This is a genomic window from Streptomyces sp. NRRL WC-3626 (assembly GCF_000718785.1).
GTDB classification, from domain to species: domain Bacteria; phylum Actinomycetota; class Actinomycetes; order Streptomycetales; family Streptomycetaceae; genus Streptomyces; species Streptomyces edwardsiae.
Genome location: NZ_JOCA01000023.1, coordinates 1 through 24431, shown reverse-complemented (window position 1 = coordinate 24431; position 24431 = coordinate 1). Strand labels below are relative to the sequence as shown.

Annotated in this window: 20 protein-coding genes and 1 pseudogene; 10 read left to right on the top strand and 11 right to left on the bottom strand. The window is 73.3% G+C overall.

From position 1 onward, the window contains the following. Position 1: 1 nt before the first annotated feature. On the top strand, positions 2-1219 hold the full coding sequence (locus tag IF28_RS0128220) for a glycosyltransferase (RefSeq protein WP_051713913.1): 1218 nt from the start codon (positions 2-4) through the stop codon (positions 1217-1219). 15 nt (positions 1220-1234) lie between these two features. Here IF28_RS0128220 and IF28_RS0128215 read toward each other — a convergent pair whose 3' ends face one another. Then, positions 1235-2494, bottom strand: coding sequence for a TerD family protein (locus IF28_RS0128215; RefSeq protein ID WP_030225835.1), 1260 nt, complete (start codon positions 2492-2494; stop codon positions 1235-1237). 297 nt (positions 2495-2791) lie between these two features. Here IF28_RS0128215 and IF28_RS0128210 point away from each other — a divergent pair, with 297 nt between their 5' ends. The 3 genes from IF28_RS0128210 (at position 2792) to IF28_RS0128200 (ending at position 6740) form a co-directional block, all read left to right on the top strand. Further along, entirely contained in the window at positions 2792-3220 is a 429-nt protein-coding gene (locus IF28_RS0128210; protein ID WP_030225834.1) for a DUF6643 family protein, read from the top strand. A gap of 322 nt (positions 3221-3542) precedes the next feature. Continuing rightward, positions 3543-4151, top strand: coding sequence for a hypothetical protein (locus tag IF28_RS0128205; protein WP_030225833.1), 609 nt, complete (start codon positions 3543-3545; stop codon positions 4149-4151). 153 nt (positions 4152-4304) lie between these two features. Beyond that, positions 4305-6740 (top strand): right-handed parallel beta-helix repeat-containing protein, encoded by a 2436-nt coding sequence (locus IF28_RS0128200; protein ID WP_030225828.1) that lies wholly within the window; start codon positions 4305-4307, stop codon positions 6738-6740. On the opposite strand, the gene IF28_RS0128195 is transcribed toward IF28_RS0128200, so the two are convergent. Continuing rightward, positions 6710-8968 (bottom strand): hypothetical protein, encoded by a 2259-nt coding sequence (locus IF28_RS0128195; protein ID WP_234325373.1) that lies wholly within the window; start codon positions 8966-8968, stop codon positions 6710-6712. The genes IF28_RS0128200 and IF28_RS0128195 overlap by 31 nt on opposite strands. Before the next feature lie 409 nt (positions 8969-9377). On the opposite strand from IF28_RS0128195, the gene IF28_RS0128190 reads away from it, so the two are divergent. Beyond that, positions 9378-10199, top strand: a complete 822-nt coding sequence (locus IF28_RS0128190; RefSeq protein WP_030225824.1) for a DeoR/GlpR family DNA-binding transcription regulator — start codon at positions 9378-9380, stop codon at positions 10197-10199. A gap of 143 nt (positions 10200-10342) precedes the next feature. Here the strand turns inward: IF28_RS0128190 and IF28_RS0128185 are convergent, their stop codons facing one another. After that, a complete protein-coding gene (locus tag IF28_RS0128185) occupies positions 10343-11467 on the bottom strand; it encodes a PLP-dependent cysteine synthase family protein (RefSeq protein ID WP_030225821.1) in 1125 nt (374 codons plus the stop codon). Positions 11468-11783: 316 nt separating this feature from the next. Here IF28_RS0128185 and IF28_RS0128180 point away from each other — a divergent pair, with 316 nt between their 5' ends. Next, positions 11784-12107: a hypothetical protein gene (locus tag IF28_RS0128180; RefSeq protein ID WP_030225819.1), complete on the top strand. Its 324-nt coding sequence runs from the start codon at positions 11784-11786 to the stop codon at positions 12105-12107. A gap of 183 nt (positions 12108-12290) precedes the next feature. Beyond that, positions 12291-12836, top strand: coding sequence for an ATP-binding protein (locus IF28_RS0128175; RefSeq protein ID WP_199809047.1), 546 nt, complete (start codon positions 12291-12293; stop codon positions 12834-12836). A gap of 279 nt (positions 12837-13115) precedes the next feature. On the opposite strand, the gene IF28_RS0128170 is transcribed toward IF28_RS0128175, so the two are convergent. From IF28_RS0128170 to IF28_RS0128150, 5 genes are all read right to left on the bottom strand, one after another. After that, the gene (locus IF28_RS0128170) at positions 13116-13400 is read right to left on the bottom strand and encodes an SHOCT domain-containing protein (RefSeq protein ID WP_030225816.1); all 285 of its coding nucleotides are present in this window, start codon (positions 13398-13400) and stop codon (positions 13116-13118) included. Positions 13401-13646: 246 nt separating this feature from the next. Further along, positions 13647-14066: a PPOX class F420-dependent oxidoreductase gene (locus IF28_RS0128165; RefSeq protein ID WP_030225814.1), complete on the bottom strand. Its 420-nt coding sequence runs from the start codon at positions 14064-14066 to the stop codon at positions 13647-13649. Positions 14067-14098: 32 nt separating this feature from the next. Next, positions 14099-15061, bottom strand: coding sequence for an NAD(P)-dependent oxidoreductase (locus IF28_RS0128160; RefSeq protein ID WP_324616059.1), 963 nt, complete (start codon positions 15059-15061; stop codon positions 14099-14101). Continuing rightward, complete coding sequence (locus IF28_RS0128155; protein ID WP_030225808.1) at positions 15045-16283, bottom strand: ROK family protein; 1239 nt, start codon at positions 16281-16283, stop codon at positions 15045-15047. The genes IF28_RS0128160 and IF28_RS0128155 overlap by 17 nt, the downstream gene beginning before the upstream one ends. Positions 16284-16320: 37 nt before the next feature. Next, positions 16321-16971, bottom strand: coding sequence for an alpha-ketoglutarate-dependent dioxygenase AlkB family protein (locus tag IF28_RS0128150; protein WP_030225806.1), 651 nt, complete (start codon positions 16969-16971; stop codon positions 16321-16323). Between the two features lie 68 nt (positions 16972-17039). Here IF28_RS0128150 and IF28_RS0128145 point away from each other — a divergent pair, with 68 nt between their 5' ends. Continuing rightward, on the top strand, positions 17040-18173 hold the full coding sequence (locus tag IF28_RS0128145; protein WP_030225805.1) for a methyltransferase: 1134 nt from the start codon (positions 17040-17042) through the stop codon (positions 18171-18173). A gap of 210 nt (positions 18174-18383) precedes the next feature. Next, positions 18384-20219, top strand: coding sequence for a glycoside hydrolase family 15 protein (locus IF28_RS0128140; protein ID WP_030225804.1), 1836 nt, complete (start codon positions 18384-18386; stop codon positions 20217-20219). 3 nt (positions 20220-20222) lie between these two features. Here IF28_RS0128140 and IF28_RS0128135 read toward each other — a convergent pair whose 3' ends face one another. Further along, positions 20223-21206 carry a hypothetical protein gene (locus IF28_RS0128135; RefSeq protein ID WP_030225802.1) on the bottom strand — a complete coding sequence of 328 codons (984 nt, stop codon included), beginning with the start codon at positions 21204-21206 and terminating at the stop codon, positions 20223-20225. Between the two features lie 273 nt (positions 21207-21479). Between IF28_RS0128135 and IF28_RS0128130 the strand changes: the two genes are divergently transcribed. Continuing rightward, complete coding sequence (locus IF28_RS0128130) at positions 21480-22133, top strand: phosphatase PAP2 family protein (protein WP_037894177.1); 654 nt, start codon at positions 21480-21482, stop codon at positions 22131-22133. 377 nt (positions 22134-22510) lie between these two features. On the opposite strand, the pseudogene IF28_RS0128125 reads toward IF28_RS0128130, so the two are convergent. Beyond that, positions 22511-22795 (bottom strand): annotated as a pseudogene (locus IF28_RS0128125) (cupin); the annotation flags it as partial. Then, entirely contained in the window at positions 22796-24424 is a 1629-nt protein-coding gene (locus IF28_RS0128120) for an IS200/IS605 family element transposase accessory protein TnpB (RefSeq protein ID WP_030225796.1), read from the bottom strand. It lies immediately after the preceding pseudogene. Positions 24425-24431: the final 7 nt, after the last annotated feature.

Sequence of the window (24431 nt, the reverse complement as noted above, 5' to 3'; positions counted from 1 at the left end):
GATGGGCGGCCCCGGGCCCCTTGCGTGGGGCAGACTGCGGCAGGTGAGCGCCATTGTGTGGAGTGCCGCCGGATCACTCGCCGCCTGGGGGTGGCTGCTGCTCTGCCAGGGCTTCTTCTGGCGTACGGATGTGCGGCTGCCACCGTCCCGCGACCCGCGGGAGTGGCCCTCGGTGGGAGTGGTGGTCCCCGCGCGGGACGAGGCGGCGGTGCTGCCCGAGAGCCTGCCCTCGCTGCTCGCCCAGGAGTATCCGGGCCGGGCCGAGGTCTTCCTGGTCGACGACGGCAGCACGGACGGCACCGGGGAGCTCGCGCGGGCGCTCGCGCGGCGGCACGGCGGGCTGCCGCTCACGGTGGGCTCGCCGGGTGAGCCGCCGGCCGGCTGGACCGGGAAGCTGTGGGCGGTGCGGCACGGTATCGGGCTGGCACGCGCGCGTGGTCCCGAGTATCTGCTGCTGACGGACGCCGACATCGCGCACGCCCCGGACAGTCTGCGCCGGCTGGTGGCCGCGGCCCGTACCGGAGGGTTCGACGTGGTGTCGCAGATGGCCCGGCTGCGGGTGGAGAGCGTCTGGGAGCGGCTGGTCGTCCCGGCGTTCGTCTACTTCTTCGCCCAGCTGTACCCGTTCCGGCGGATCGGGCGGGCGGGAACCAGGACGGCAGCCGCGGCGGGCGGCTGTGTGCTGCTCCGCGCACAGGCAGCGGAACGGGCGCGGATCCCGGACGCCGTCCGGCAGGCCGTGATCGACGACGTGGCACTCGCCCGCGCGGTGAAGGGGAGCGGCGGACGGGTCTGGCTGGGCCTGGCGGACGGGGTGGACAGCGTGCGCCCGTATCCGCGGCTCGCCGATCTGTGGCGCATGGTGTCGCGCAGCGCGTACGCGCAGCTGCGGCACAGTCCGCTGCTGCTGGCCGGTACGGTCGCCGGGCTGGCGCTGGTGTATCTGGTGCCGCCGGTCGCGGTGGCCGTGGGCGCGGTGGCGGGGAGCGGGGCCGCGGTGCTCCTCGGAGCGGCGGCGTGGCTGGTGATGTCGGGGACGTACGTCCCGATGCTCCGCTACTACCGGCAGCCGCTGTGGCTCGCTCCCCTGCTGCCGTTCACCGCGTTCCTGTACCTGCTGATGACGGTGGACTCGGCGGTGCTGCATCACCGGGGGCGTGGTGCGGCCTGGAAGGGCCGCACCTACGCGCGTCCGGACGCCGTGCCCGACGAGGGCTGACCGCGTGCGGGTCCCTCACTTGCGGCCGGGGGTCCAGTTCATGCCCCAGCCGTAGGCGTAGTCGACGGTGCGCTGCGGGCTCACCCCGCGCTCGGGGACCAGGTAGCGGGCCTCGCGCTGGACGACGAGGTCGCCGCCGGTGTTGGTGATGAGGGCGAGTGCGCACACGGTCGAGGGGACGGTGCACTCGTCGAGGGAGAAGTCGATCGGTGCGCCGTGCTGCGGCCGGAGCGTGACGGTGGCGTGCAGGTCGGCGAAGGAGCGGGCGCCCTCGTAGATGGTGACGAACACGAGGATGCGCCGGAACCGGTCCTTGTGGTCGAGGTTGACGGTGAGGTTCTCGCCGCTCGACACGGCACCGGTGCGGTCGTCGCCGTCCAGGTGGATGAACGGAGGCTGGTGCAGTGCCCCGAAGGCGTTGCCGAGGGCCTGGACGACGCCCTTGCGGCCGTCGGTGAGTTCGAACAGGGCGCACAGGTCGAGGTCGAGGTCGGAGTGCATGGCGACCGGACGGCCCAGCTTGCCGGCCCAGCCCGAGAACTGCTTGCGGACCTCCCAGTTGAGGTTCACCTGGAGGGCGCCCGAGGTACCGCCCTGCTTGGTCAGCGAGACGGAGGGGGCCGCCTTGGTGAGTGTCACCTTCGTCAACCGGACCGGTGCGGGGGGCGCGGCCGGCGGGGGCGGCGCGACCGGCATGGTGACCGGCGGAGCCACCGGGGGCGGCGGCGGGGCGGCAGGGGGCGCGGCGGGGCGCTGCGGCTCGTCCACCGTGATGCCGTAGTCGGTGGCGAGGCCCTCCAGTCCGCTGCTGTAGCCCTGGCCCACGGCGCGGAACTTCCAGGCCCCCTGGCGTCGGTAGAACTCGCCGAGGACGAACGCGGTCTCGGTGGTGGCGCCCGTGCTGTCGAAGCGGGCCGCCACGGTGCCGTTCGCCGCGTCCTTGACCTCGATCGACAGATCCGGGACCTGTCCGAACGTGCCGCCGTCGCAGGAGGCGGCGAGGATCACCGTCTCGATACCGGGTTCCACGCGCGTGAGGTCGACCAGCAGCGTGTCGGTGACCCGCCCCCCGGCGTCCCGCTTCCCCTCGTGCCGTACGGCGCCGGAGGCGTGGAGGGGCTGGTTGTAGAAGACGAAGTCGTCGTCGGAGCGGACCTTGCCCGCGGCCAGCAGGAGCGCCGAGGCGTCCGCGTCGGGAATTCCGGGGCCGGAGCGCCGGCCCACTTCCACACGCAGTGCCGCGGCCGGCACCGGTGTGTTCGATCCCTTCGGCATTGACATGTCCGCCCCCATCACGTGTCACCGCGCCGGGCCAGGCCCCGGCAGCATCCGTCGGTCTTCGTCCGCACAACCTATTCCCCCGCGCGGAGAACTCCCATGGGGAGGGCGCGGGAAGCGGTGGCCAACCGCCGGTAACCGGCCCGGAACTCGGCCTTTACACGAAATACGCCTGCCGATGTGCCCGTTTTCCCCAAGTTCGCTCGTATTGGGGATCCCCAGTCACCGACGGCACGGAAAACAACCCTCTTATCGGTCTCCCCAACCAGCACATCGTGGGCTTAACTTATGGCCATGACCTCCCCCCGCTCCACTTATGGCGGCGGCTACTACTCCGCTGCCTTCCCGGACACCCCGATCTACGACTCGCTCGTCGCCGAGCGGGGTACCCCGCAGATCGCCCCGATCCGGGTGCCCGCCGCGTACGAGGCACCGGTCAGTCATCTGCCCGCCCTCCCCTCGGCGTTGCCCGCCCTCCCGGCGGCTCCGTCCCAGCCGTCCTACGGCTACCCGCAGATGCCGCAGCCCGCCCCGCTGCAGCAGGCGCCCGCCGCGTACATCCCGCAGCAGGCGAGCGCGCCGCGCGGCTACCCCGGCCCGCAGCCGCAGCCGCCGCGGCCGGCTCCGCCCGCCGGCTACGAGGCGATGCGCCCCGCGGCTCCGCGGCCGGGTCCCGCTCCCTACCAGGACCCGTACAACAGCCAGCAGTACCGCGGGTACTGAGCCTGCCCGGGGCTGTCGGTGCCCTACGGCACCACGGCCCCGCGGGTGTGCCCACGCACAGCCGATTCGCCGGACGTCATGAGGCTGCTTCCGGCTGCCCCCGGGGAGGGAATCGGTCGCCCGCCCGCAAGGGCGGGGAACGGGGATGCGCCTCGCAGAGCGCCGACTTCCGCGCTTCAGGACGCCGCCGGTCCACGGACCGGCGGCGTCCTGCTGTCCGCGGCGGGCTCGTGCCCGGACCCGGGAACCGGGCCGCCGGTTCACGCGTTGGCCTTTCATGGGAGATCCGTGAGGGGACCCGCGGGGGAAGGGGGTGCGGACCGTGCGAGCGATCAGCGGACTCTGGCGCTGGCGGCACAACCCGTTGCGCCGCGGCACCGACCTGGCCGAGGCCTGGCTGGCGTTCACGACGATGCTGCTCCTCCTCGTCGCCGCCCCGGTCGCCGGGGCCCTCGCCGGAGGCGCCGCCCAGGACGCCCTGCAGCGTTCCGTCCGCGCACAGCACCAGTCGCGGCACCTGGTGACGGCCACCGTGGTGCGCAGGCTCGACGCGTCCCCGCTGGACTCCGATCCGGAGATCACCGTCGGCGCGGAACCGCGTCACCGCGTCCTCGCCCACTGGACCGCGCCGGACGGCACCCGGCGGAGCGGACCGGTGCCGACGCACCTGAGCGACCCCGGCCCCGGCGACCGCGTCCGGATATGGACCGACGGACAGGGGCGCCCGGCCGCCCGCCCCCTGGACGCCGCGACGGCCACCACGCACGCGGTGCTCGCCGGTGTCGGCGCCGCTCTGGTGACCGCGGCGCTCGTCGAGGGCTGCAGACGGCTGATCGTCGGGATCATGGTCCGCCGTCGGTACGCCCGTTGGGACCGGGCGTGGGACAACGCGGGCCCGGACTGGGGCAGGACCGGCACCGGCAGCCAGTAGACGCCGTCCGGACCGGACGGCGGGCGCCCGACGAGGTGACGGCTCTGGTCAACCCGGCGCCCGTGCGCACGCTACGGTGGTCCGGCCGAACCGATCGGCGGCAGCACGCGCGCGAACGAGCCACGTACGACAAGGTGGGGGCACAGCTACGCCATGGCACAGGGCACGGTCCAGGTGACGCACACCGGCACATCGAGGTGGCGCCGCCGCACGGGTGAGTACGCATCGCTCGCCGCCGCCCTGGAGGCCGCGGCCGAGGGCGACGTCCTCACCGTCGCTCCCGGGACGTACCGGGAGAACCTCGTCGTCCAGCGGGCGGTGACCCTGCGCGGCCCCGAGGGCTCGCCCGGCTCGGTGCGCATCGCGCCCCCGGACGGCGTCCCGCTGACCGTGCGTGCCTCGGCGGTGGTGCAGGACCTGCACGTGGAGGGGCAGGACACCACCGCCCCGGCCCTGCTGGTCGAGGAGGGCACGCCCGAACTGCGGGACATACGCGTGGTCACGCGGTCCGCGGCTGGCATCGAGGTGCGCGGCGGCGCCCGGCCCACCGTGCGCCGCTGCACGGTCGACAATCCGGCGGGGGCCGGCATCGCCGTACTGGACGGCGGGGGCGGGGTGTTCGAGGACTGCGAGGTGGTCGCCGCCGGCCAGGCGGGCGTCACCGTGCGCGGCGGCGCCCATCCCCGGCTGGAGCGCTGCCGGGTGCACCACGCCTCCGGATCGGGACTCACCGCGACCGGGGAGAACTCGGCGCTGGAGGCGGTGGGCTGCGAGGTCTACGAGGTGCGGGGCAGCGGGGTGCAGGTGACCTCCCGGGCCACCGCGCACCTCACCGACTGCGATGTGCACCGGACGACCGGGGACGGGGTCACGCTCGACACGGACGCGGTACTGACGCTGGCCGACTGCCGTATCCACGACATCCCGGAGAACGCCGTCGACCTGCGGTCCCGCTCCGTTCTGACCCTGACCCGCACCAGCGTGCGGCAGTTCGGCCGCAACGGTCTGTCGGTGTGGGACCCGGGTACGCGTGTGGACGCCAACCAGTGCGAGATCTTCGACAGCACCGGCGACTACCCGGCGGTGTGGGTGAGCGACGGCGCCACCGCCGTACTGGACTCCTGCCGGGTGCACGACGTGCCGGACGCCCTGTTCGTGCTCGACCGGGGTTCCCGCGCGGACGTCGTCGACAGCGATCTGACGCAGGTGCGCAACACGGCCGTGTCGGTGAGCGACGGTGCCACCGCGCAGCTCGACGACTGCCGCATCCGGGACGCGGCGACGGGCGCCTGGTTCCGCGACCACGGCAGCGGCGGCACCCTCGCCAACTGTTCCCTGGACGGCATACAGACCGGCGTGATCGTCACCAAGGGCGCCGACCCGACCGTCGAGCGCTGCACCGTCGACAACCCCGCCGAAGCCGGCGTCTACGTCTCGGCCGGCGGCCGCGGCACCTTCGTGAACTGCCGGGTCACGGGCAGCGGCGGCTACGGCTTCCATGTGATCGACGGCAGCCGTACGACGCTGCGGAAGTGCCGTACGGAGCGCTGCGCGCGCGGTGGTTACGAGTTCGCCGACGGCGACGCGGCGTCCGGCTCGGGCGGCCCCGTCACGGAGGACTGCACCAGCGACGAGAGCGGCAGTCTGCGGGCGGCGTCGCCGGAGCCGGCCGCGGTGCGGACGGTGAGTCACACCACCGGCCTGCTGAGCACGGTCCCCGCCGCCAGGCCGGCCGAGCCGGCAGCGCCCGCCGCGGCCCCCGAACCGGAGCGGGAGACCCGCACCTCCAAGGCCGTGCTGGGCGAACTCGACGCGCTGGTGGGCCTGGAGAGCGTCAAGCGCGAGGTGCGCGCCCTCACCGACATGATCGAGGTGGGCCGGCGCCGGCAGCGGGCCGGGCTGAAGGCGGCGTCGGTCAAGCGGCATCTGGTGTTCACGGGCTCCCCCGGCACCGGAAAGACCACCGTGGCCCGGCTGTACGGCGAGATCCTCGCCTCGCTCGGCGTGCTGGAGCAGGGGCATCTGGTCGAGGTGTCCCGGGTCGACCTGGTCGGTGAGCACATCGGCTCGACGGCGATCCGCACCCAGGAGGCGTTCGAGAAGGCGCGCGGCGGTGTGCTGTTCATCGACGAGGCGTACGCCCTCTCCCCCGAGGACGCCGGGCGCGACTTCGGCAAGGAGGCCATCGACACGCTGGTGAAGCTGATGGAGGACCAGCGGGACGCGGTGGTGGTGATCGTGGCCGGTTACACGGCCGAGATGGAACGGTTCCTGTCGGTCAACCCCGGTGTGGCGTCCCGTTTCTCGCGGACCATCACGTTCGGCGACTACAACCCCGAGGAGTTGCTGCGGATCGTGCGGCAGCAGGCCGAGGAGCACGAGTACCGGCTGGCACCGGGCGCCGACGAGGCGGTGCTGTCGTACTTCGCCGGCATCCCCAAGGGGCCGGCGTTCGGCAACGGGCGCACCGCGCGGCAGACCTTCGAGGCGATGGTCGAACGGCACGCGAGCCGTGTCGCCCAGCTCGACGAGCCGACCACCGACGATCTGACGCTGCTCTACGCCGGGGATCTGCCCGCACTGCCCTGAGCGTCCCCGGGCTCTCCGGTCCGCCGCGGGGCCGGGAGGTCCGGCCGCAGCCGGGCGAGCAGCCGCCGGCGTTCCTCGGCGAACGCCGGGTCGGCCTGGTAGTCGGAGTGGCCGAGGATCGGCGAGGGCAGCGGATGGGCCTCCGTACGGCCGTAGGCGAGGGGGTCCTGGAGCGCGGGGCGGTCCACGGCCGGGCCGCAGTCGCCGGGCAGCCGCATCGGGCCGCCGATGGGGTCGGTGCGCCGGTGGAGGTTGCGCCAGCAGTCGACCTCCTGGTGCAAGGAGGTGAGCGCGTCCGGTCCGAAGTGGGCCGGGAACCAGCGGCCGTACAGCCGCTCCAGCGGTGAGCCGTAGGTCAGCAGGGCGACGCGTCTGCGGGTGGACGGCGCGAGCTGCCAGGCCGCGGCGGCGGCGAGGACGCTGCCCTGGGAGTGGCCGGAGAGCACCAGGCGTCCGCCGGTGGCCCGGGTCCAGGTGGCGATCCGCCAGGTCAGGTCGGGCACGGCGCGCTCGGCGTAGCAGGGCGGCGCGAAGGGGTGGGCGGCGCGGGGCCAGAAGGTGCCGACGTCCCACAGGATGCCGATGGTGCGCCGCGCGGAGGCGTCCTTGTAGGCGCGGCGGCCCCAGGTGACGAAGAGGACGAAGCCGAGTCCTATCAGCCAGGAGCCCAGCGCCTGCGCGGTCTCGGCGGCGCCGTGGACGACGGCGTACGAGCCGCGTGCCGCCTCGCCGGGTGTCCGGTCGGTGGTGAGGGCGCCGACGAGGGCGCCGGCGCCGAGCAGCAGGGTGGCCGTGGAGGTGACGGCGAGGATGCGCGGTCCGCGGTCGGTGAGCGCGGCCATGGCGCGCACGGAGGCGATACGGCGGGTACGGCCGGGGTCGCCCGCCTCGTCCGGGTACTCGCGCTCCACGGCGGCCCGTTCCACGCGGGCCGTCACCCAGGCGCGGCGGGCGAGCCAGGCGCACAGCGCGAGCAGCAGGAGGAGCAGCGGCGGGATCACGGACGCCTGCCAGGTGAGCAGTACCGGCGGTCCGGGGATCGAGGTCCGGGTGCCGTCCAGCCAGTCGGAGACCCGCTGGGACACGCCGCCGGACATCACGCCGCCCAGCGCGCAGGCGAGCATGGCGACGGCCGGACCGGCCAGGCCCCGGATCGCGGCGCGCCGGTCGGGGTCGGTGCGGTGCAGGGCGTGGGCGACGCCGGCGAGCACGATCACCAGCAGGCCCTGGACGAGGGCGAGGGCGCCGAAGGCGGTGTCGCCCGGCAGCCTGCCCGCCGACTCCCAGCCGGGCCGGTCCCAGCCGGCGTAAAGAAGGGTGAGGAGGAGCAGGACCAGCGCGGCGAGCGGCAGGTACCGCACCAAACGCCGGTCGAGTCCGTCGTCGAGGCGGCGTTCGGCGCGGCCCCGGCGGCACACCACCCACACGACCGCGCACGCGCCCGCGACGAGCGCCGTCTCCAGGGCCGCGCCGAGAGCGGCCAGGACGGCGGGGCCGCCCGGCTCGCGGTCGTGGCGGGTGGCGGCGGAGCCGACGGCGGCGGCGACGGTGAGCAGTCCGGCGGCGGTGTGCGCGGCGCGCAGCCGGGCCACCAGGCGTCGGCCGTACCAGAATCCGGGGCGGCCCAGCGCGGTGGGGCTCCCGTCCTCCTCGGGTTCGGCGTCGTGGGTGAGCGGCTGCTGGGACTCGTACGCGCTCCAGGTGCGCAGGGACAGGAACCACAGCAGACCGGTCAGGGCGGCGGGCACGAGGGCCGCGAGGGCGAGCCGGCGTCCGGGCGCGCTCCACCAGCCGCCGTCGGAGAGGCCGGGTGAGAGGAAACCGAGCCAGGAGTGCCGTTCGGCGCACGCGTGGGTGCCCGCGCACTGCCAGGCGGCCAGGTCGAGGGCGACCTCGCAGGCGGCCGCGACGAACAGCACCGTCAGGCTGAGTCCGGCGAGCCGCACCAGCAGCCCGTACAGCCGGACGGTGCGCCGGCGGCCGTGGGCGGTGGGGCGCATCCAGTGGGCGAGGTTGACCACCATGAAGGGGAGCAGCAGCAGCCACAGCGCGCGGGTGCCGTTGCCGGAGGTGAGGTTGCACCAGACGTAGGCCTCGGGAACGGGCCCCTCGCGTGACGCGGCGGGCCGGTGCTCGGCGTCGGCGTCGGCGTCGGCGTCGGCGGCGCGGCGGAACACGGCGGCGATGTCGTCGCCGGTGACCCGGACCGTGCGCGGGTCGTCGAGCATCTCCTCGGGGGTGGTGCCGCCCACCCCGTGGACCAGGAGTTCCAGGGCGGTCCCGGTCTCCGCGTCCGTCGTGGCGGGGGTGCCGTCACCCTCGGCCGGTCTGTCCCGCCGTGTGCTCTTCACCGGTTCGCGCCTCCCCCGTGACGACCCGTCGGCTCCGTCCGTGCGTGCACAGGATCGCCCGTGCCGGTACGGCTCACACCTCTCGTCACGTAATCTCCCCGATCCGTGTGACAGGCAAGCGGCATGCGGGCAATCGGTGACATGTGCGCGACGAGCCACCCGTGACGCCGCCCGGGGCACGGCATGCGAGGATGGGCGTCCGCGTACCGATGACGGGCGGGAACCCGCTCGTCGCAGAGGGTGCGGGACATGTCGGGCGGTTTGCGGCGAAAGGACCGGAGCGTACGTGAGCGAGAATCAGAACCTGCTCGCGGAGCAGCGGCGCACCCTGATCCTCGACGAGGTCCGGCGCCGGGGCGGGGTGCGGGTCAACGAGCTGACGCGCAAGCTCGGTGTCTCGGACATGACGGTCCGCCGTGACCTCGACGCGCTGGCCCGGCAGGGCGTGCTGGAGAAGGTGCACGGCGGCGCGGTCCCGGTGGTGGAGGCGAGCACGCACGAGCCGGGGTTCGAGGCCAAGTCGGGCCTGGAGCCGACCGCCAAGGAGGACATCGCGCGGGCGGCGGCCGAACTGGTCTCCCCCGGCGCGGCGATCGCGCTCTCGGGCGGTACGACGACCTTCGCGCTGGCGCACCGGCTGGTGGACGTCCCCGACCTCACGGTGGTCACCAACTCGGTGCGGGTGGCCGATGTGTTCCACGCGGCGCAGCGCACCTCGGGGGCCCGGCAGGGCGCGGCCACGGTCGTGCTGACGGGCGGGGTGCGCACGCCCTCGGACTCACTGGTGGGGCCGGTGGCCGACCAGGCGATCGCGGCGCTCCACTTCGACCTGCTCTTCCTCGGCGTTCACGGGATATCGGTGGAGGCGGGGCTGTCCACGCCGAACCTCGCGGAGGCGGAGACCAACCGGCGTCTCGTGCAGTCGGCACGGCGGGTGGTGGTGGTCGCCGATCACACCAAGTGGGGCACGGTGGGCCTGAGTTCGTTCGCGTCGCTCGAGCAGGTCGACACGCTGGTGACGGACTCCGGGCTGCCTCCGGAGGCACGCGCGGAGGTGTCCGAACAGCTGCGGCGGCTGGTGGTGGCGGGCGAGCCCGCGGAACTCTGACGGTCGCGTGCCCGCCGGCGGACAAGTCCGGTGCAGGCCAAGGAGGTCACGTCCATGACCCGCCGACCGCATCCCGGTGCCCGCTGACCGGGTTCGCCGGGACGACTCCCTCGGCACGGGCGCCTTCCGTGAGCGGCAGGGCTTCAGCGGGGCCAGACTCCGGTGCGGAGCAGTGACTCGATCGCCGCCGTGTACGGCGCGATGTCGAGGCCCTGGTCGGACAGCCACGCGTCCGAGTAGTACTTGTCCAGGTACCGGTCCCCCGGGTCGCAGAGCAGCGTCACCACGCTTCCCCGCCGCCCGTCGGCCACCATCTCCGCGACGATCTTGAGCGCGCTCCACAGCCCGGTACCGGTGGAGCCGCCCGCCCTGCGGCCGATGACCCCCTCCAGGGCCCGCACCGCGGCGACACTGGCCGCGTCCGGCACCTTCATCATCCGGTCGATCGCGCCGGGCACGAAGCTCGGCTCCATACGGGGCCGTCCGATGCCCTCGATCCGTGAGCCGCGGTCGCAGGCGACGTCCGGGTCACCGGTCGTCCAGCCCTCGAAGAAGCAGGAGTTCTCCGGGTCGGCGACACAGATGCGGGTGTCGTACTGCATGTAGTGGACGTAGCGCGCGAGGGTGGCCGAGGTACCGCCGGTGCCGGCCGTGGCCACGATCCACGCGGGCTCCGGGAACCGCTCCAACTCCAGCTGACGGAAGATCGATTCGGCGATGTTGTTGTTGCCCCGCCAGTCCGTGGCCCGCTCGGCGTAGGTGAACTGGTCCATGTAGTGGCCGCCGGTCTCCGCCGCGAGGGCGACGGACGCCTCGTACATCGTGCGGGGGTCGTCCACGAAGTGGCACCGGCCGCCGTGGAACTCGATCAGGCGGCACTTCTCGGCGCTCGTCGTGCGTGGCATGACGGCGATGAAGGGGACGCCGATCAGCTTCGCGAAGTAGGCCTCGGACACGGCCGTGGAACCGCTGGACGCCTCGATCACCGGGCGGCCGGGACGGATCCAGCCATTGCACAGCCCGTAGAGGAAGAGCGAACGGGCCAGCCGGTGCTTGAGGCTGCCGGTCGGGTGGGTCGACTCGTCCTTGAGATAGAGGTCGATGCCCCATCGCTCGGGCAGCGGAAAGCGCAGGAGATGCGTGTCGGCCGAGCGGTTGGCATCGGCCTGCACCCTGCGCACGGCCTCTTTCAGCCAGCCGCGGTAGGCGGCGTCGCTGTGGTCGACGTCGAGGGTCACACCGGTCAGGGTCTGTCGGGGGGTGCTCACGGCAGGGCTCCTTACGCTGAGCGCCGACGGCGTCCCGCGCGGCCGGTACACCGATCATATGCATCCTCCGAACCGCCCCTCACCTGCATAAACACTCCTTTGAGCCACTCAAAGGCACCCTGGGGCGCCCGAGGGAGCGGCAGGGGGCGCATTGGCGCGAGTGCACCCGCGGCCCGGGGAACGAAGGCTCGCGCACTGGTGCTCGGCGGCGGGTGCGGGCAGACTGCACCGGCGTGAGCAGGCCCCCGTACGGGGGCACACTGAAGCTGGGCAGAAAGCAGGTCCGCACAGTTACGTGCGCAAGGGGGCGGGTGGCATGACGGATCCGGAGTTCACGGCCACGGGCGTGCGGATCGGCAAGCGGCTGCGTTCGCTCACCCGGGCCGGCCAGGTCCGGATCCGCGACGGCCGACTGCAACTGCTCACCAGCTACGGCAGTGAGATCGACAGCGCGCCGGTGCAGGCGGTACGGGCGTCGAAGCCCTGGTTCGCCGCCGAGGACCGGGCGTTGGCGGACCTCAACGGCAACCGGTACCTGCTGACCCTGGGCGACCACGACCCCGCGCCCGGCGAGCCCGGCCCGCCCGCCGCACGCCGTTTCATCGAGGCCGTGCGCCGGGCTTCGGGACGCGGCGTCTGAGATGTCCGTGACTTGCGTCACTCCGCACCGTGCGCCACGCTGGTCTCACGTCACTCTGGGTTTACCGGCGATAACGCTGCGAACCAGCCCGCCGGCCACGACAGCAGGCGGCCGTGTCACGCAGGCCCCCTGCTGGATCCGTCTTCCGTGTTCTTCCGGACCTCACGTCGGGGAGTCGCAGCCGTGATCACTTACCCAAGCAGGCACTGCACGGTGGAGCTCCAAGCTCTGCCGTCGCGGATCGGCCAGGTCCGCAGAATCGTATCTGCGCAGTTGCGCTACTGGCATATGGACCCGTTGATAGACCGGGCGTCGCTCGGTGTGACGGAGTTGCTGTCCAACGTCCACCGGCATGCCCGGCCCGACAAGACGTGCACCGTCGAGATCGAGCTGCTGCTCGAACGGCTCAAGGTGTCGGTGTACGACCACGATCCGCGCTTGCCGGTCGTCGGGGACGCCAGTCCGCTCGCCACCTGCGGTCGCGGGCTGGCGATGGTGGCCGCGATGAGCGAGAGCTGGGGCGCGGTCCCGGACGGCGAGTCCGGCAAGGTCGTGTGGTTCACCCTGCCCACACCGTCCGCGGCCCCCGCACCAGCCTGGGAACGGCGCCCCCGCTTCACTGCCGCCGAATCCGCCGACCCCCGCTTCACGGAGGTCGCGCTCGTCGAGCAGCCGGCCGAGGAACACCGTTCCGAGCCCGCCCCGGCGCACTCCGCCGTACCGGGCTGAGACAGCCGGGGCGCCACGCCGGGGCAGCGGGCCCCACCGCCCGGTCCAGTCCGCCGTGCCCGGCGGAAACGGCCCGGAGACACCGGGCACCAGGCCGAAACACTCGGCCCGGCCCTCCTTGCCCGGCTGAGACGACCCGGTGGCACCGGGAAAACCCGGCCCACCCGGTCGGCGTGATCCGCCGCGTCCGGCCGACGGCCCGGGGCATGAAGCGGCCGGCCGAACCGCCGCTCCGACGGCGGCGGGCCGGTGGCGAGCCCGCTCCCGGTAGCACCGCCGTCAGGCGACACCCTTGCCGTGCCGGCCGAACTGCTCGTCCAGGACGGACAGTCGCCGCCAGTACTCGTCCTCGTCGATCTCGCCGGAGGCGAAGCGGTGGCCGAGCACCGCGATGGGCGAGTGGTCGTCCACCGTGGGCCGTCCGGGGCCGGGGCCGCGGCGTCCGCGCCACACCGTGCGGCGCAGCAGGGCGATGCCGCCGCCGATGACCAGGACCCAGACGACGGGGAAGAACAGGATCCACGGGCCGGGTCCGCCGTCGCCGAAGTGCGCCAGGGTGTACATGATCGTTCAACTCCTCGGATGGTCCGTCTCGTCGCTCCTTGCGCGACACCTCCGAGAGTGGCCCCACGAGGGGCCCCGTGGCGTCGTACGGCCAGCGGCACCGCACGTACCCCGCCGGGAGTACGGGGAAGCGGCCCGGCTGCTTCCCCGGCCCGGCGTTCGAGGACGCCCTGCGACACGCGCGGACGCCCGCCGGGCACCGGCCCCGGAGCGGGACCGGCCGCCCGCCGGCGGTGTGCGCGGTGGTCAGCCGGACTGGGCGTTGTCCTTCATCGCGCCCCAGCCGTGCCAGCGGTCCACCTCGAGCCAGGCGCTGACCCTCGGCCGCTCGCGGTTCGGGTACGCGTTCCCGGTGTAGTGGCGGGAGAGGCGGTCGATGTCGGCGAGTTTCTCGTCGTCGTACAGGTCGGTGACACGGCCGATCAGGGTGACGTGGGTGTACCAGTCGTCGGTGGCGAGGACGGTCACGGTGACGCGCGGGTCGCGGCGGACGTGGTTCAGCCGGACGCGGCCCCCGTCGAAGTTCATCAGCGCGCGGCCGTCCTCCCACAGGTACCAGGTGGGGGTGGACACGGGCGCTCCGTCGGAGCGCAGCGTGGCCATGACGCAGGGGTTGGGCTTGCGCAGCAGGTCGACGGCCTCGGGGGGAAGCGGGGGCTTGGACACTACGGACTCCTTCGTGCTCTCGGGTCTGCCGGTCAGGCGGTGGGGTCGCCGTCGAAGCTGGCGTAGTAGGCGGCGGCCATGTCCTCGTCGCCGTGGCCCTGGCCGGCGGCCCGCTCGAAGCGTTCGGCGCTCGCGGTGGCGACGTCCAGGCGCACGCCGTGCTGTTCTCCGGCCCGCACGATCAGTCTGGCGTCCTTCGCGGCGGTCGTCACGGCGAACTGGGCCGGAGTGAGCCGTCCGTCGAGGATCAGGCCGGCCTTGGCGTGCAGATAGCCCATGTCGAGCGGGCCGCCGGCGATGAGGTCGAAGAAGCCCTCGGGGGCGACACCGAGGGCCTTGGCCAGGGCGAGCGACTCACCGGCGGCGGTGGTCGCGGCGAGCACCCAGCTGTTGGCGACCAGCTTCAGCCGGGTCGCCGCGGCCGCCGCGCCGTCCTCCCCCGTCCATACGGTGCGGGCACCCACCGCGTCGAACACCGGTGTCGCCCTGTTCCGGCCCTCGGCCGGTCCGGCGGCGAGCACGACGAGCTGTCCGGCCTCGGCGGGCTGCCGGGTGCCGAGGACCGGGGCGTCGTAGAAGAGCAGGCCGTGCGCGTCGGCGAAGCCGGCCAGTTCGGCGACGTCCTCGAGGCCGGCGGTGGTGGACTGGGCCCAGACGGTTCCGGGGCGCAGGGCGGGTTCGGCCCGGCGCATCGTGTCCAGGGTGGCCGGGCCGTCGTACAGCATGGTCAGTACGACGTCGGCGGACTCGACGGCCTCGGCGGGGGTGCCGGCGATGTGCGCGCCGTCGCCGGCGAGGGGTTCGGCCTTGTCGCGGGTGCGGTTCCAGGCCCGTACGGTGTGCCCCGCGCGGAGCAGGTTGCGGGCCATCGCCGCACCCATGATGCCGGTGCCGAGGACGCTGACGGTGAGCTGGTCGGTCATGAGGTCGCCTTCTGTCTGTCGGGCTGCCTTCTCGCGCCGGTGCCGGGCTGCCCGCTCACACCAGTGCCCCAAGAGGATCGTCCAGCACCGGCTGCCAGGCCAGTTCCGCCGCGCCGACCAGGCTGTTGTGGTCGAGGGTGCAGGGGAGGATGGGCACGCCGCCGCTGCGGCCCCACAGGCTGCGGTCGGCGACGACGGCGCGCAGCCGGTCGGGGTCGGCCTCCAGCAGGGTGCGGTGCAGTCCGCCGAGGATGATCCGGTCCGGGTTGAGGATGTTCACCAGTCCGGCGAGTCCGAGGCCGAGGCGGTCGATGAGGGACTCGGTGGCGGTACGCACCTCCGGGTCGTCGTACTGGTGACGGATCAGGTCGTCGGCCTGTTTCAGCAGGGACATCTCCGGGCCCGGTGCGCGGCCCGCCGCGGTGAGCAGGGCGAGCGGGTCGGCCTCGACGTCGAGGCAGCCCCGGCTGCCGCAGTGGCAGGGGCGGCCCTCGGGGTTGACGGCGAGGTGGCCGACCTCCAGGGCGAGTCCCGAACTGCCGGAGTGCAGCCGCCCGTCGAGCACCAGCGCGCCGCCCACGCCGCGGTGGCCGGTGGCCACGCACAGCAGGTCGCGGGAGCCACGTCCGGCGCCGTGCCGGTGTTCGGCGAGGGCGGCGAGGTTGACGTCGTTGGCCGCGAAGGCGGTCCCCGTGATGCCGGCCGCGCGCACCTGCTCGGCGAAGATCTCCCGCACCGGGGCGCCCGCGGGCCAGGCGAGGTGCAGAGGGTTGAGGGCGAGTCCCTCCGGTTCGGCCACCGCCGACGGTACGGCGAGCCCGGCGCCCACGCAGCGCCGCCCGGTCTCCTCCAGCAGTCCGGCACCGGCGGCGACGACGGAGCCGAGCACTTTCGCGGGGTCGGCGTCGACGACCTCGGAGCCGGGCGCCGTGGCGACGATACGGCCGCCGAGCCCGACGAGGGCCGCCCGGAAACCGTCGGCGTGCACCTGGGCGGCGAGCGCCACGGGGCCGTCCTCGGCGACGGAGAGGCGGTGCGAGGGGCGCCCCTGGGAGCCGGCGGCCGCGCCGGGCCGCGCGTCCACCCTGATCAGTCCGAGGGCCTCCAGTTCGGCGGCGACCGCGCCGGCCGTCGCACGCGTCACACCGAGCTCGGCGGTGAGCACCGCGCGGGTCGGCGCGCGTCCGGTGTGCACGAGCTCCAGTGCGGGTCCGAGCGCGCCGCGCCCCCGGTCCAGCCGCGTCCTCGAGGTGGTCCCTTCCCCCGCCGGCCGGGGGTCCGCCTTCCCGCTCATGGAGGCGAGTCTCCCATGATCCGTAAACCGGCGCGGGCTACAGACCGCTCACCCGCAGCGTGATGTTCAGCCGTCCGGTCAGCCCCAACTCGGCGGGGGCCGTGCCCGCGTGCACCCGGGGGACGCCGTGGTGGGCGAGCCGGGAGGGCCCGCCGAAGACGAACAGGTCGCCGCTGCGCAGTTCCACGTCCGTCCAGGGCCGGTTGCGGGAGCCGGTGTTGCCGAAGCGGAAGACACAGGTGTCGCCGAGGCTCAGCGACACCACGGGCGCGTCCGCCCGCTCGTCGCTGTCGCGGTGCATGCCCATGCGGGCGTCGGCGTCGTAGAAGTTGACGAGCGCGATGTCGTAGGCGGCCTCCCGCGCGGCGTCCGCGCCGAGCGTGTCGGTCACCGCGCGGCGGGCCAGCGCGCCGAGCCGGCCGGGGAAGGGTTTCACCGGTGAGCCGTCACCGTCGACGACCCTGTCGGCGTAGCCGTACGGATACCAGTGCCGGCCGAGACACACCTGCCGGGCGGTCATGGTGCCGCCGCCGGGTGTGCGGACGGTACGGAGTCCGGCGGGCGGCCGGGCCCACTCCCGGCAGGCGTCCAGGAGTTCCCGCTGCTCCCGCGCGTCCAGCCAGTCCGGCACATGCACCGCGCCGGGCGCGATCTCGCGGCGCTCTCGGGGGAACAGTTCCGCGTCCATGGCTCCCATCCTGCCGGACGCGGCCTGAGCTGCGGCTGGGCTAGCCTGGTCGGACGATGAACGACCGTATGACGACTGCGTGGGGCGCGCCGGTACTGGCCAGGTTCCCCGAGGACCCGAGGGACCGGCTCCGCGCCTGGGACGCCTCCGACGAGTATCTCCTGAGGCATCTCGACGACCGGCAGGTCCCGCTGTCCGGCACGGTCGTGGTCGTCGGTGACCGCTGGGGCGCGCTGGTGACGGCGCTCGCGGCGCACCGGCCGACGCAGATCACCGACTCCTGGCTCGGCCAGGAGGCCACCCGCGCCAACCTGGCCCGCAACGGCGTCGAACCGGGCACCGTACGGCTGCTCACCACGCAGGACACCCCGCCGGACCGGGTGGACGTGCTGCTGGTCCGGGTGCCGAAGAGCCTGGCGCTGCTGGAGGACCAGCTGCTGCGGCTGGCGCCCGCGGTGCACGAGGGCACGGTCGTCGTCGGCACCGGCATGGTGAAGGAGATCCACACCTCGACGCTGGACCTCTTCGAGCGGATCCTCGGCCCGACCAGGACCTCGCTCGCCGAGAGGAAGGCACGGCTGATCCACTGCACGCCCGACCCCGGGCGGGAGCGTCCCGCGAACCCCTGGCCGTACCGCTACGCGCTGCCGGACGGCATCGGTCCGGTGTCGGGGCGTACGGTCGTCAACCACGCCGGTGTCTTCTGCGCCGACCGCCTCGACATCGGCACCCGGTTCTTCCTGCGGCATCTGCCCGCCGGCCCGGACGGCGGCCGGGTGGTGGACCTGGGCTGCGGCAACGGCGTCGTCGGTACGGCGATGGCGCTGGCGGATCCGCGCGCCGAGGTGCTGTTCGTGGACGAGTCGTTCCAGGCGGTCGCGTCGGCGCAGGCCACGTACCGGGAGAACGACGTGCCGGGACACGCGGAGTTCCGGGTCGGAGACGGGCTGGCGGGCATCCCGGCCGGCAGTGTCGACCTGGTGCTCAACAATCCGCCCTTCCACTCCCATCAGGCGACCACCGACGCCACGGCCCGGCGCATGTTCGGCGACGCCCGGCGCACCCTGCGCGAGGGCGGCGAACTGTGGGTGATCGGCAACCGTCACCTGGGGTACCACGTGACGCTGCGGCGGCTGTTCGGCAACAGTGAACTGGTCGCGTCGGACCCGAAGTTCGTGGTCCTGAAGGCCGTGAAGCGGTAGCTCGGGGCTCGCGGGACCCGGGGGCGCGGGTGTCCGGCCGCTCGCCGGACGGGTGGTGTCGGGGCGGATCACCGCCGGTCCGCGTGGGGCGGCGGCCCCGACGGGCAGGAGACCGCGCTCCGCCGGCTGATGCGCGAGCGGCCGAGCCGGACCGGCCCGGGCTGCCTAAGCTGGCAGCAGAGCATGGCGTGCCGGCCCAGGGAGGCTGCGATGGACGGGACGACCAGGGAGCAGAGCGGATCCGGGGCGCGCCGTTACGTGCCGATCGCGGATCACGGGCTGATCGGCGATCTGCGCAGCGTGGCGCTGGTGGGCGTGGACGGCACCATCGACTGGTACTGCTGTCCGTCGTTCGACTCCCCCAGTGTGTTCGGGGCGATCCTGGACACCGAGCGGGGCGGCTGTTTCGAGCTGGCGGCGGCCGTGCCGGCCCGCACCAAACAGTTCTACTTCCCCGACACCAATGTGCTGATCACCCGGTTCTACACCGAGGACGGGGTCGGCGAGGTGCAGGACTTCATGCCGGTCGCCGGGGAGCCGTCCGACGAGGGCCGGCACCGGCTGATCCGGCGGGTGCTGTGCGTACGGGGCGCCCTGCCGTTCCGCACACGGGTGGCACCCCGGTTCGGCTACGGCACCGTGCCCCACACCGTGCACGTCACGGGTGACCTGGCGGTCTTCGAGTGTGCGGATCTGTCCCTCGCGCTCACCGCCACCGTCCCGCTGGAAGCCGACGGTGCCGATGTGCGGGCCGACTTCAAGCTCGCCGAAGGCGAGACGGCCGTGTTCGCGCTGGACCAGGTCGGCGGCGAGCTGACCCCGCGCCGGTGCGCGTGCACGGAGGCGGAGGAGCAGTTCGCCGCGACGGTGCGGTACTGGAGGAACTGGCTGTCGTCCTCGCGCTACCGGGGCCGCTGGCGGGAGATGGTGCACCGCTCCGCCCTCACCCTGAAGCTGCTGACGTACGCGCCGACAGGAGCGATCGTGGCGGCGCCGACGACGAGCCTGCCCGAGTCGTTCGGCGGGGAGCGCAACTGGGACTACCGGTACATGTGGGTGCGCGACGCCGCGTTCTGCGTGTACGCCATGCTGCGGCTCGGTTTCACCGAGGAGGCCAAGGCGTTCATGGGCTTCGTCTCGCGGCACATCAGTCCGGGCGACTGCAAGGGGGCCGGCCCGCTGCAGATCATGTACGGCATCGACGGCCGTACCGATCTCCCGGAGCGTGAGCTCTCGCATCTGGAGGGCCACGAGGGCTCGGCACCGGTCCGTGTCGGCAACGCGGCGGCCGATCAGCTGCAACTGGACGTCTACGGGGCGCTGATCGACTCCATCTACCTCTACGACAAGTGGGCCGAGCCGGTCTCCAGCGAGCAGTGGGACCATGTGACGGCGCTGGTGGACTGGGTGTGCGGGCACTGGGACCAGCCCGACGAGGGCATCTGGGAGACCCGCGGCGGGCGGAAGAACTTCCTGTACTCCCGCCTGATGTGCTGGGTGGCGATCGAGCGGGGCATCCGGATGGCCAACCGGCGGGGCCTGCCCGCCGACCTCCCCCGCTGGCAGGCGAGCCGGGACAGCGTCTACCGGCGGATCATGAGCAGTGGCTGGTCCTCCTCGCGCCGGGCGTTCGTGCAGCACGAGGACGCGGAGGTGCTGGACGCGGCGGTCCTGATGATGCCGATGGCGAAGTTCATCGCGCCGACCGACCCCAAGTGGCTGTCGACGCTGGACTCCCTCACCGAGGAGCTGGTGTCCGATTCGCTGGTCTACCGCTACGACCCGCTGGTGAGCCCCGACGGACTCCACGGCGACGAGGGCACGTTCTCCATCTGCTCGTTCTGGTACGTCGAGGCGCTGACCCGTGCCGGACGGCTCGACGAGGCGTCCCTCGCCTTCGAGAAGATGCTGACGTACGGCAACCATCTGGGGCTGTACGCCGAGCAGATCAGCCACACCGGGGAGCAACAGGGCAACTTCCCGCAGGCGTTCACCCATCTCGCCCTGATCAGCGCCGCGTTCAACCTGGACCGCGCCCTGGGCTGAGGCTCAGTGGCCGTGCCCGTCGGAGTGCTCGGGTGTCCCCGAGCCGTGCCCGTCGGAGTGCTCGGGCGTCCCCGAGCCGCCCTCCGCCGCCGCTCCGGCGTTGACGGTGAACGCGGCGGTACGGACGACCCCGTCGTGCTTGAAGTCCAGGAACAGCCGGTAGCCGCCGCTGCTGGGCGCCGTGGCCGTGAAGGAGACGGCGGGGCCTGCGTCCGTCTTCCCGTCGCCCGGTTCGCCGTTGGGGTGAACGTGCAGATAGGCGAGGTCACCGGCGCGCAGGGCGACCAGATGGCCGTAGGCGCCGAGGTAGGGCTGCAGGTCGGTGACCGGCTTTCCGTCGCGCGAGACGGACAGGCGCAGTTCGCCCGCCTTCCCAGGGCTCAGTGTTCCGTCCAGCTCGACGTCGTAGCCGTCGACCCGGGCCGTGCGGTCGGCGCCCGGCAGTTCCTGCGGCCGGTAGGGGCCGCCGACGGCGAGGTCCGCTCCGAGGGTGAGGCCGCGCGCGCCCTTCGTCTCCGGGGTGAAGTCGGCGAGGACCCGGTAGCCGCCGGCCCGCGGCAGATCCACCGGGGTGGTCCAGGTGCCGTCGGCGGCCCGGCGGGGATGCAGATGCCGGTAGGTGAGCAGGTCACGGGAGACGACGATGAGATGCAGCTCCTTCTCGTGCTCACGGCGGTACTCGGTGACGGCGCGGCCCTGGCCGTCCCGGACCACGAATCGCAGTGCGGCGTGGTGGCCTGCGGTGACGCGCGAGGTCTCCAGTTCGAGCCGGTACCCGCCCTCGGAGATCTGGAGCCCGCCGGCCGCCGCCGGGGTGTCGTGCCCTGTGTGTCCGTCCGCCCCCGACGGGGACGGGGCGTGCCGCTCGTCGTGCGCCGGTGTGGACTCCGCGGCGACGAGATCGAGCCCCTCGCCGACGCCGTAAGCCGTACCGAAGGTGGCGGCGAGGGCGGCTGCGAACGCGCTGATCCTCAGTCCGGTGTTCATGACCGTCTCTCCTCGAAAAGGGGACCCTGCGACTCGCTGTAAGCCGCCTCACGCAGCTCACAATACCCCTGGGGGGTATCGAGTCAACCCTCCGGCCCGCCGTGCAGCGAATACCCCTCCTGGGTATACATGACGGACACCACCCTATACCCCCACCCCGTACCCGGCACGTGGGACCGGACGGACCGGCCGGGGTGGGCGAGACCGCGCGGATGGATCATGCGTACGGTGGGCACTTGGTGATTCGTCCACGACGCCACGCGGGAGAGACAGATGAGAGAGCCGCCCACCACCGATCAGGACATCACCCGTCCGCTCACCCGGCCCGTACCGCCCGCCGACGGGCTGCGCAGGGTCGCCACCGCGGTCCTCGGCGACCTCCGGGCGGTGGACGGTGCCCTGTACGCGGCGGTCGCCGCCACACCGACGCCGACGCTCGACCGGGCGCTGCGCCGGCTGTCCCACACCGCCGACCACTCCAAGATCTCGCTCGCCATCGCCGGGGTCCTCGCGCTGAGCGGGACACGGCCCCGGCGGGCGGCGCTGGCGGGGGTGGGGGCGATCGCGGTGGCGTCGGCCTCGGCGAATCTGCTGGGGAAGCGGCTGGTGCGGCGTGCGCGGCCGGACCGGGAGGCGGCGCGGGTGACTCTGGACCGGCATGTGCCCATGCCGACGTCGGCGTCGTTCCCTTCGGGTCATACGGCGTCGGCGGTCGCGTTCGCCACGGCGGTGGGGACGGTGTTGCCCGCGGCGTCGGTGCCGTTGGGGGCGTTGGCGTGTGCGGTCGGCTACTCGAGGGTGCACACGGGTGTGCACTATCCGGGGGACGTGGCGGCGGGGGCGATTCTCGGCATCGCGAGCGCGGCGACGGCGCTGGCCGTGGGGTCGGCGTATCTGCCCGCGGCGTACGGGGGCAGGCGCCGATAGCGTACGGGTCGCGCATCCCGCGTGAGGGTGGGCACCGTGGCCCGGTGTCGTACGGGGTGCCCCGCATAGCCGCGGGCCGGCGGCGATGCCGTGACCACGCGGCGCCTACGGGTTGCTGCCGCGCCCACCCGTGCCGCCCTGGGGGTACCTCCCAGGCCCTTCAGGCGCGGGGGGCACGACTGCCCGCGGGAACGGAGGGTGCGAGGCGGGGCGGGGGCGGCCCGCCCGCGGTGGCCGGCGTGTCCGTGCCCCGCGCCTCTCCGGGGAACCCGGTCGCGCCAGTCCGGGACGGACATCCCCGTCGCGGCCCCGGCCCACCCGCCACGCCCGGGCGCCACCCGAACCCCGCCGAACCGAAAGCGGCGCCGCAGCCCTGGTCACGGCAGCGTGTACTCGTCGCGGATGCCGCACATACCGAAGCCGCCCCGCCTGCTGGGCCCCGTCCCGTACGCCGTCGCCTCCTCCAGGTGCGTACAGTCCCCGGCGGCCAGTGCCGCCAGCCGCGCCCCCGTACGCTCGGCCGCGGCCAGCGCCCCCGACCGCCACAGCTCCCGCCACACCGGCACCCGCTCCCGCACCAGCCGAGCCGCCGCACGCTGGAACTCCCGGTACGGCCCGGCATCCCCCCGCACCAGCGCCTCACGCAGCACGAGATACCGTTCCTAGTCAGTGAGCAGGAGTGAGTCTTGGACCCATTGCTGCTCGCTGCGGACATCCCGAACGGTGTTGGGTGTCCTGGTCGCCCGCGTTCGCTCCGCGTCCGGCGGCACGGATCGTGTCCGTGGTCCGGGAAGGCGAGGGCGGGGTCCCTCACGCCCGGGAGCCTCCGGTCCGGCCTGGGCGGTCCGATGCCCGTGCACATCGCTCTGGTGTGCACGGGGCGGTGCCGTCCGTCGCCGGAGGGGATGCCCCTGGGCGCGTCGTCCGATCGCGATGCTCGCCGCATCGTGACGGGTGGTCGTGCGGGTGGTGCTGGTCAGGGGCTTCTGCCAGTGCTGGGCGCCCCATTTCGAGGTGTAGGCGGGGTCGACGGCGATGACGGCGATGCCAGTGGCGTCGGCCATGGAGGTCAGGCGGGCGCGGAGTCTGCCGGTGGGCATGCCGGAGACCAGGTGCCGGAATTGCTTCTTGCGGCCGTGCTTCTCGCGGGTCTTCTCGGCGGTGAAGTCGAGGTCCTCGACGGCGATCGCCTTGACGCCGCAGGCCTTGGCCCAGCGCAGCAGCCGGGTCAGGGCGTGGCGGACCTGGGCGTCCCGGTGCGTGGCGGTGCCGGTCAGGTCGTAGAAGAACCGGCGCGGGCTACCAGTGGGGTTGCCGTGGGCGTCGAGGCGCCAGGCGGCATGGTGGTCGGCGTTCATGTCCACACCGATCACCCCGTGCGCGAGCGCCGCCGCCATCGGGATCGTCCGGGACACCGGAGTCTGCCAGGAGGCCGTCACATACCAGCGGCCGCGGGCCACGTCGTAGTCGATGCGGTAGGCGACGGCCCGGTTCGCCTCGATCCGGTCGGCCCACTCCTGCCCCCGGTGCGCAAAGGTGATCCGGCCGGTCAGGACGTACCGGCCGTGCGGGGCGTTGGCCAGTTCTTTTAGTGGGTTGGGCAGCCGGATGCTCGCCTCGCCGTCCGGGCTGATGCGGAGGGTCTCGTTGCCGAACTGCTTCCCGCTCTCCCCGTCCGCCTGCATGAACCAGCGCTGCGCCTCCCAGTGCTCACGCCACTGGGATTCGGTGAGCCGGGCGGCGGGCAGCTGATGCCGGGTACGAGCCAGGCGTTTGCCGCCCCGCACCACATGCACGACCCCGGCCTCCCGGTCGGCGCGCTCCCGCGTCAGCCGGTCCTCCAGCACGTGCAGGCGGCGGGCCTTGGCGTGCCATTCGCGCCTGCTGCGGTAACCGCCCGGGGCCTTCTTTGCTCCCTTGGACCCGACTGGCAGTGACAGCCGGTGGGCAATCATGCGGACTCCCGCCTCCAGCGACCGGATGTGGGCGAACTGGCCACGGCGGGCCAGCGCCCACTGGTCGTGCGTGGCCTTCGTGATCGACCCTGCCCAGCGGGCTGACGAGTGGGGCGTCAACTCCCGCTTGCGCACCGCCCACGCCCCGGCATCATGTTCCAGACCGTCATGGCAGCGCGCCTTCAGATCACGCCCGGCCAGCGCGCCCAGATGCGCACCTACCCGCCGCAGCACCTTCTCGTCAGCACCGGTGAGCTGACCCAGCCGGGTACGGACCGCCACCCCCGACGGGCCGGAAACGACGAACGGCGCCGCAAGCGTCCGCAGCCCGCCCATTGCCTCA

Bases quoted from the DNA above. Each gene is read 5' to 3' on its own strand.
- IF28_RS0128220 (WP_051713913.1), top strand. From the start codon at position 2: ATGGGCGGCCCCGGGCCCCTTGCGTGGGGCAGACTGCGGCAGGTGAGC.
- IF28_RS0128150 (WP_030225806.1), bottom strand. From the start codon at position 16,971: ATGGACGCGGAACTGTTCCCCCGAGAGCGCCGCGAGATCGCGCCCGGC.
- IF28_RS0128155 (WP_030225808.1), bottom strand. From the start codon at position 16,283: ATGAGCGGGAAGGCGGACCCCCGGCCGGCGGGGGAAGGGACCACCTCG.
- IF28_RS0128140 (WP_030225804.1), top strand. From the start codon at position 18,384: ATGGACGGGACGACCAGGGAGCAGAGCGGATCCGGGGCGCGCCGTTAC.
- IF28_RS0128145 (WP_030225805.1), top strand. From the start codon at position 17,040: ATGACGACTGCGTGGGGCGCGCCGGTACTGGCCAGGTTCCCCGAGGAC.
- IF28_RS0128180 (WP_030225819.1), top strand. From the start codon at position 11,784: ATGACGGATCCGGAGTTCACGGCCACGGGCGTGCGGATCGGCAAGCGG.
- IF28_RS0128135 (WP_030225802.1), bottom strand. From the start codon at position 21,206: ATGAACACCGGACTGAGGATCAGCGCGTTCGCAGCCGCCCTCGCCGCC.
- IF28_RS0128195 (WP_234325373.1), bottom strand. From the start codon at position 8,968: ATGCTCGACGACCCGCGCACGGTCCGGGTCACCGGCGACGACATCGCC.
- IF28_RS0128120 (WP_030225796.1), bottom strand. From the start codon at position 24,424: ATGGGCGGGCTGCGGACGCTTGCGGCGCCGTTCGTCGTTTCCGGCCCG.
- IF28_RS0128210 (WP_030225834.1), top strand. From the start codon at position 2,792: ATGACCTCCCCCCGCTCCACTTATGGCGGCGGCTACTACTCCGCTGCC.
- IF28_RS0128170 (WP_030225816.1), bottom strand. From the start codon at position 13,400: ATGTACACCCTGGCGCACTTCGGCGACGGCGGACCCGGCCCGTGGATC.
- IF28_RS0128130 (WP_037894177.1), top strand. From the start codon at position 21,480: ATGAGAGAGCCGCCCACCACCGATCAGGACATCACCCGTCCGCTCACC.
- IF28_RS0128215 (WP_030225835.1), bottom strand. From the start codon at position 2,494: ATGCCGAAGGGATCGAACACACCGGTGCCGGCCGCGGCACTGCGTGTG.
- IF28_RS0128200 (WP_030225828.1), top strand. From the start codon at position 4,305: ATGGCACAGGGCACGGTCCAGGTGACGCACACCGGCACATCGAGGTGG.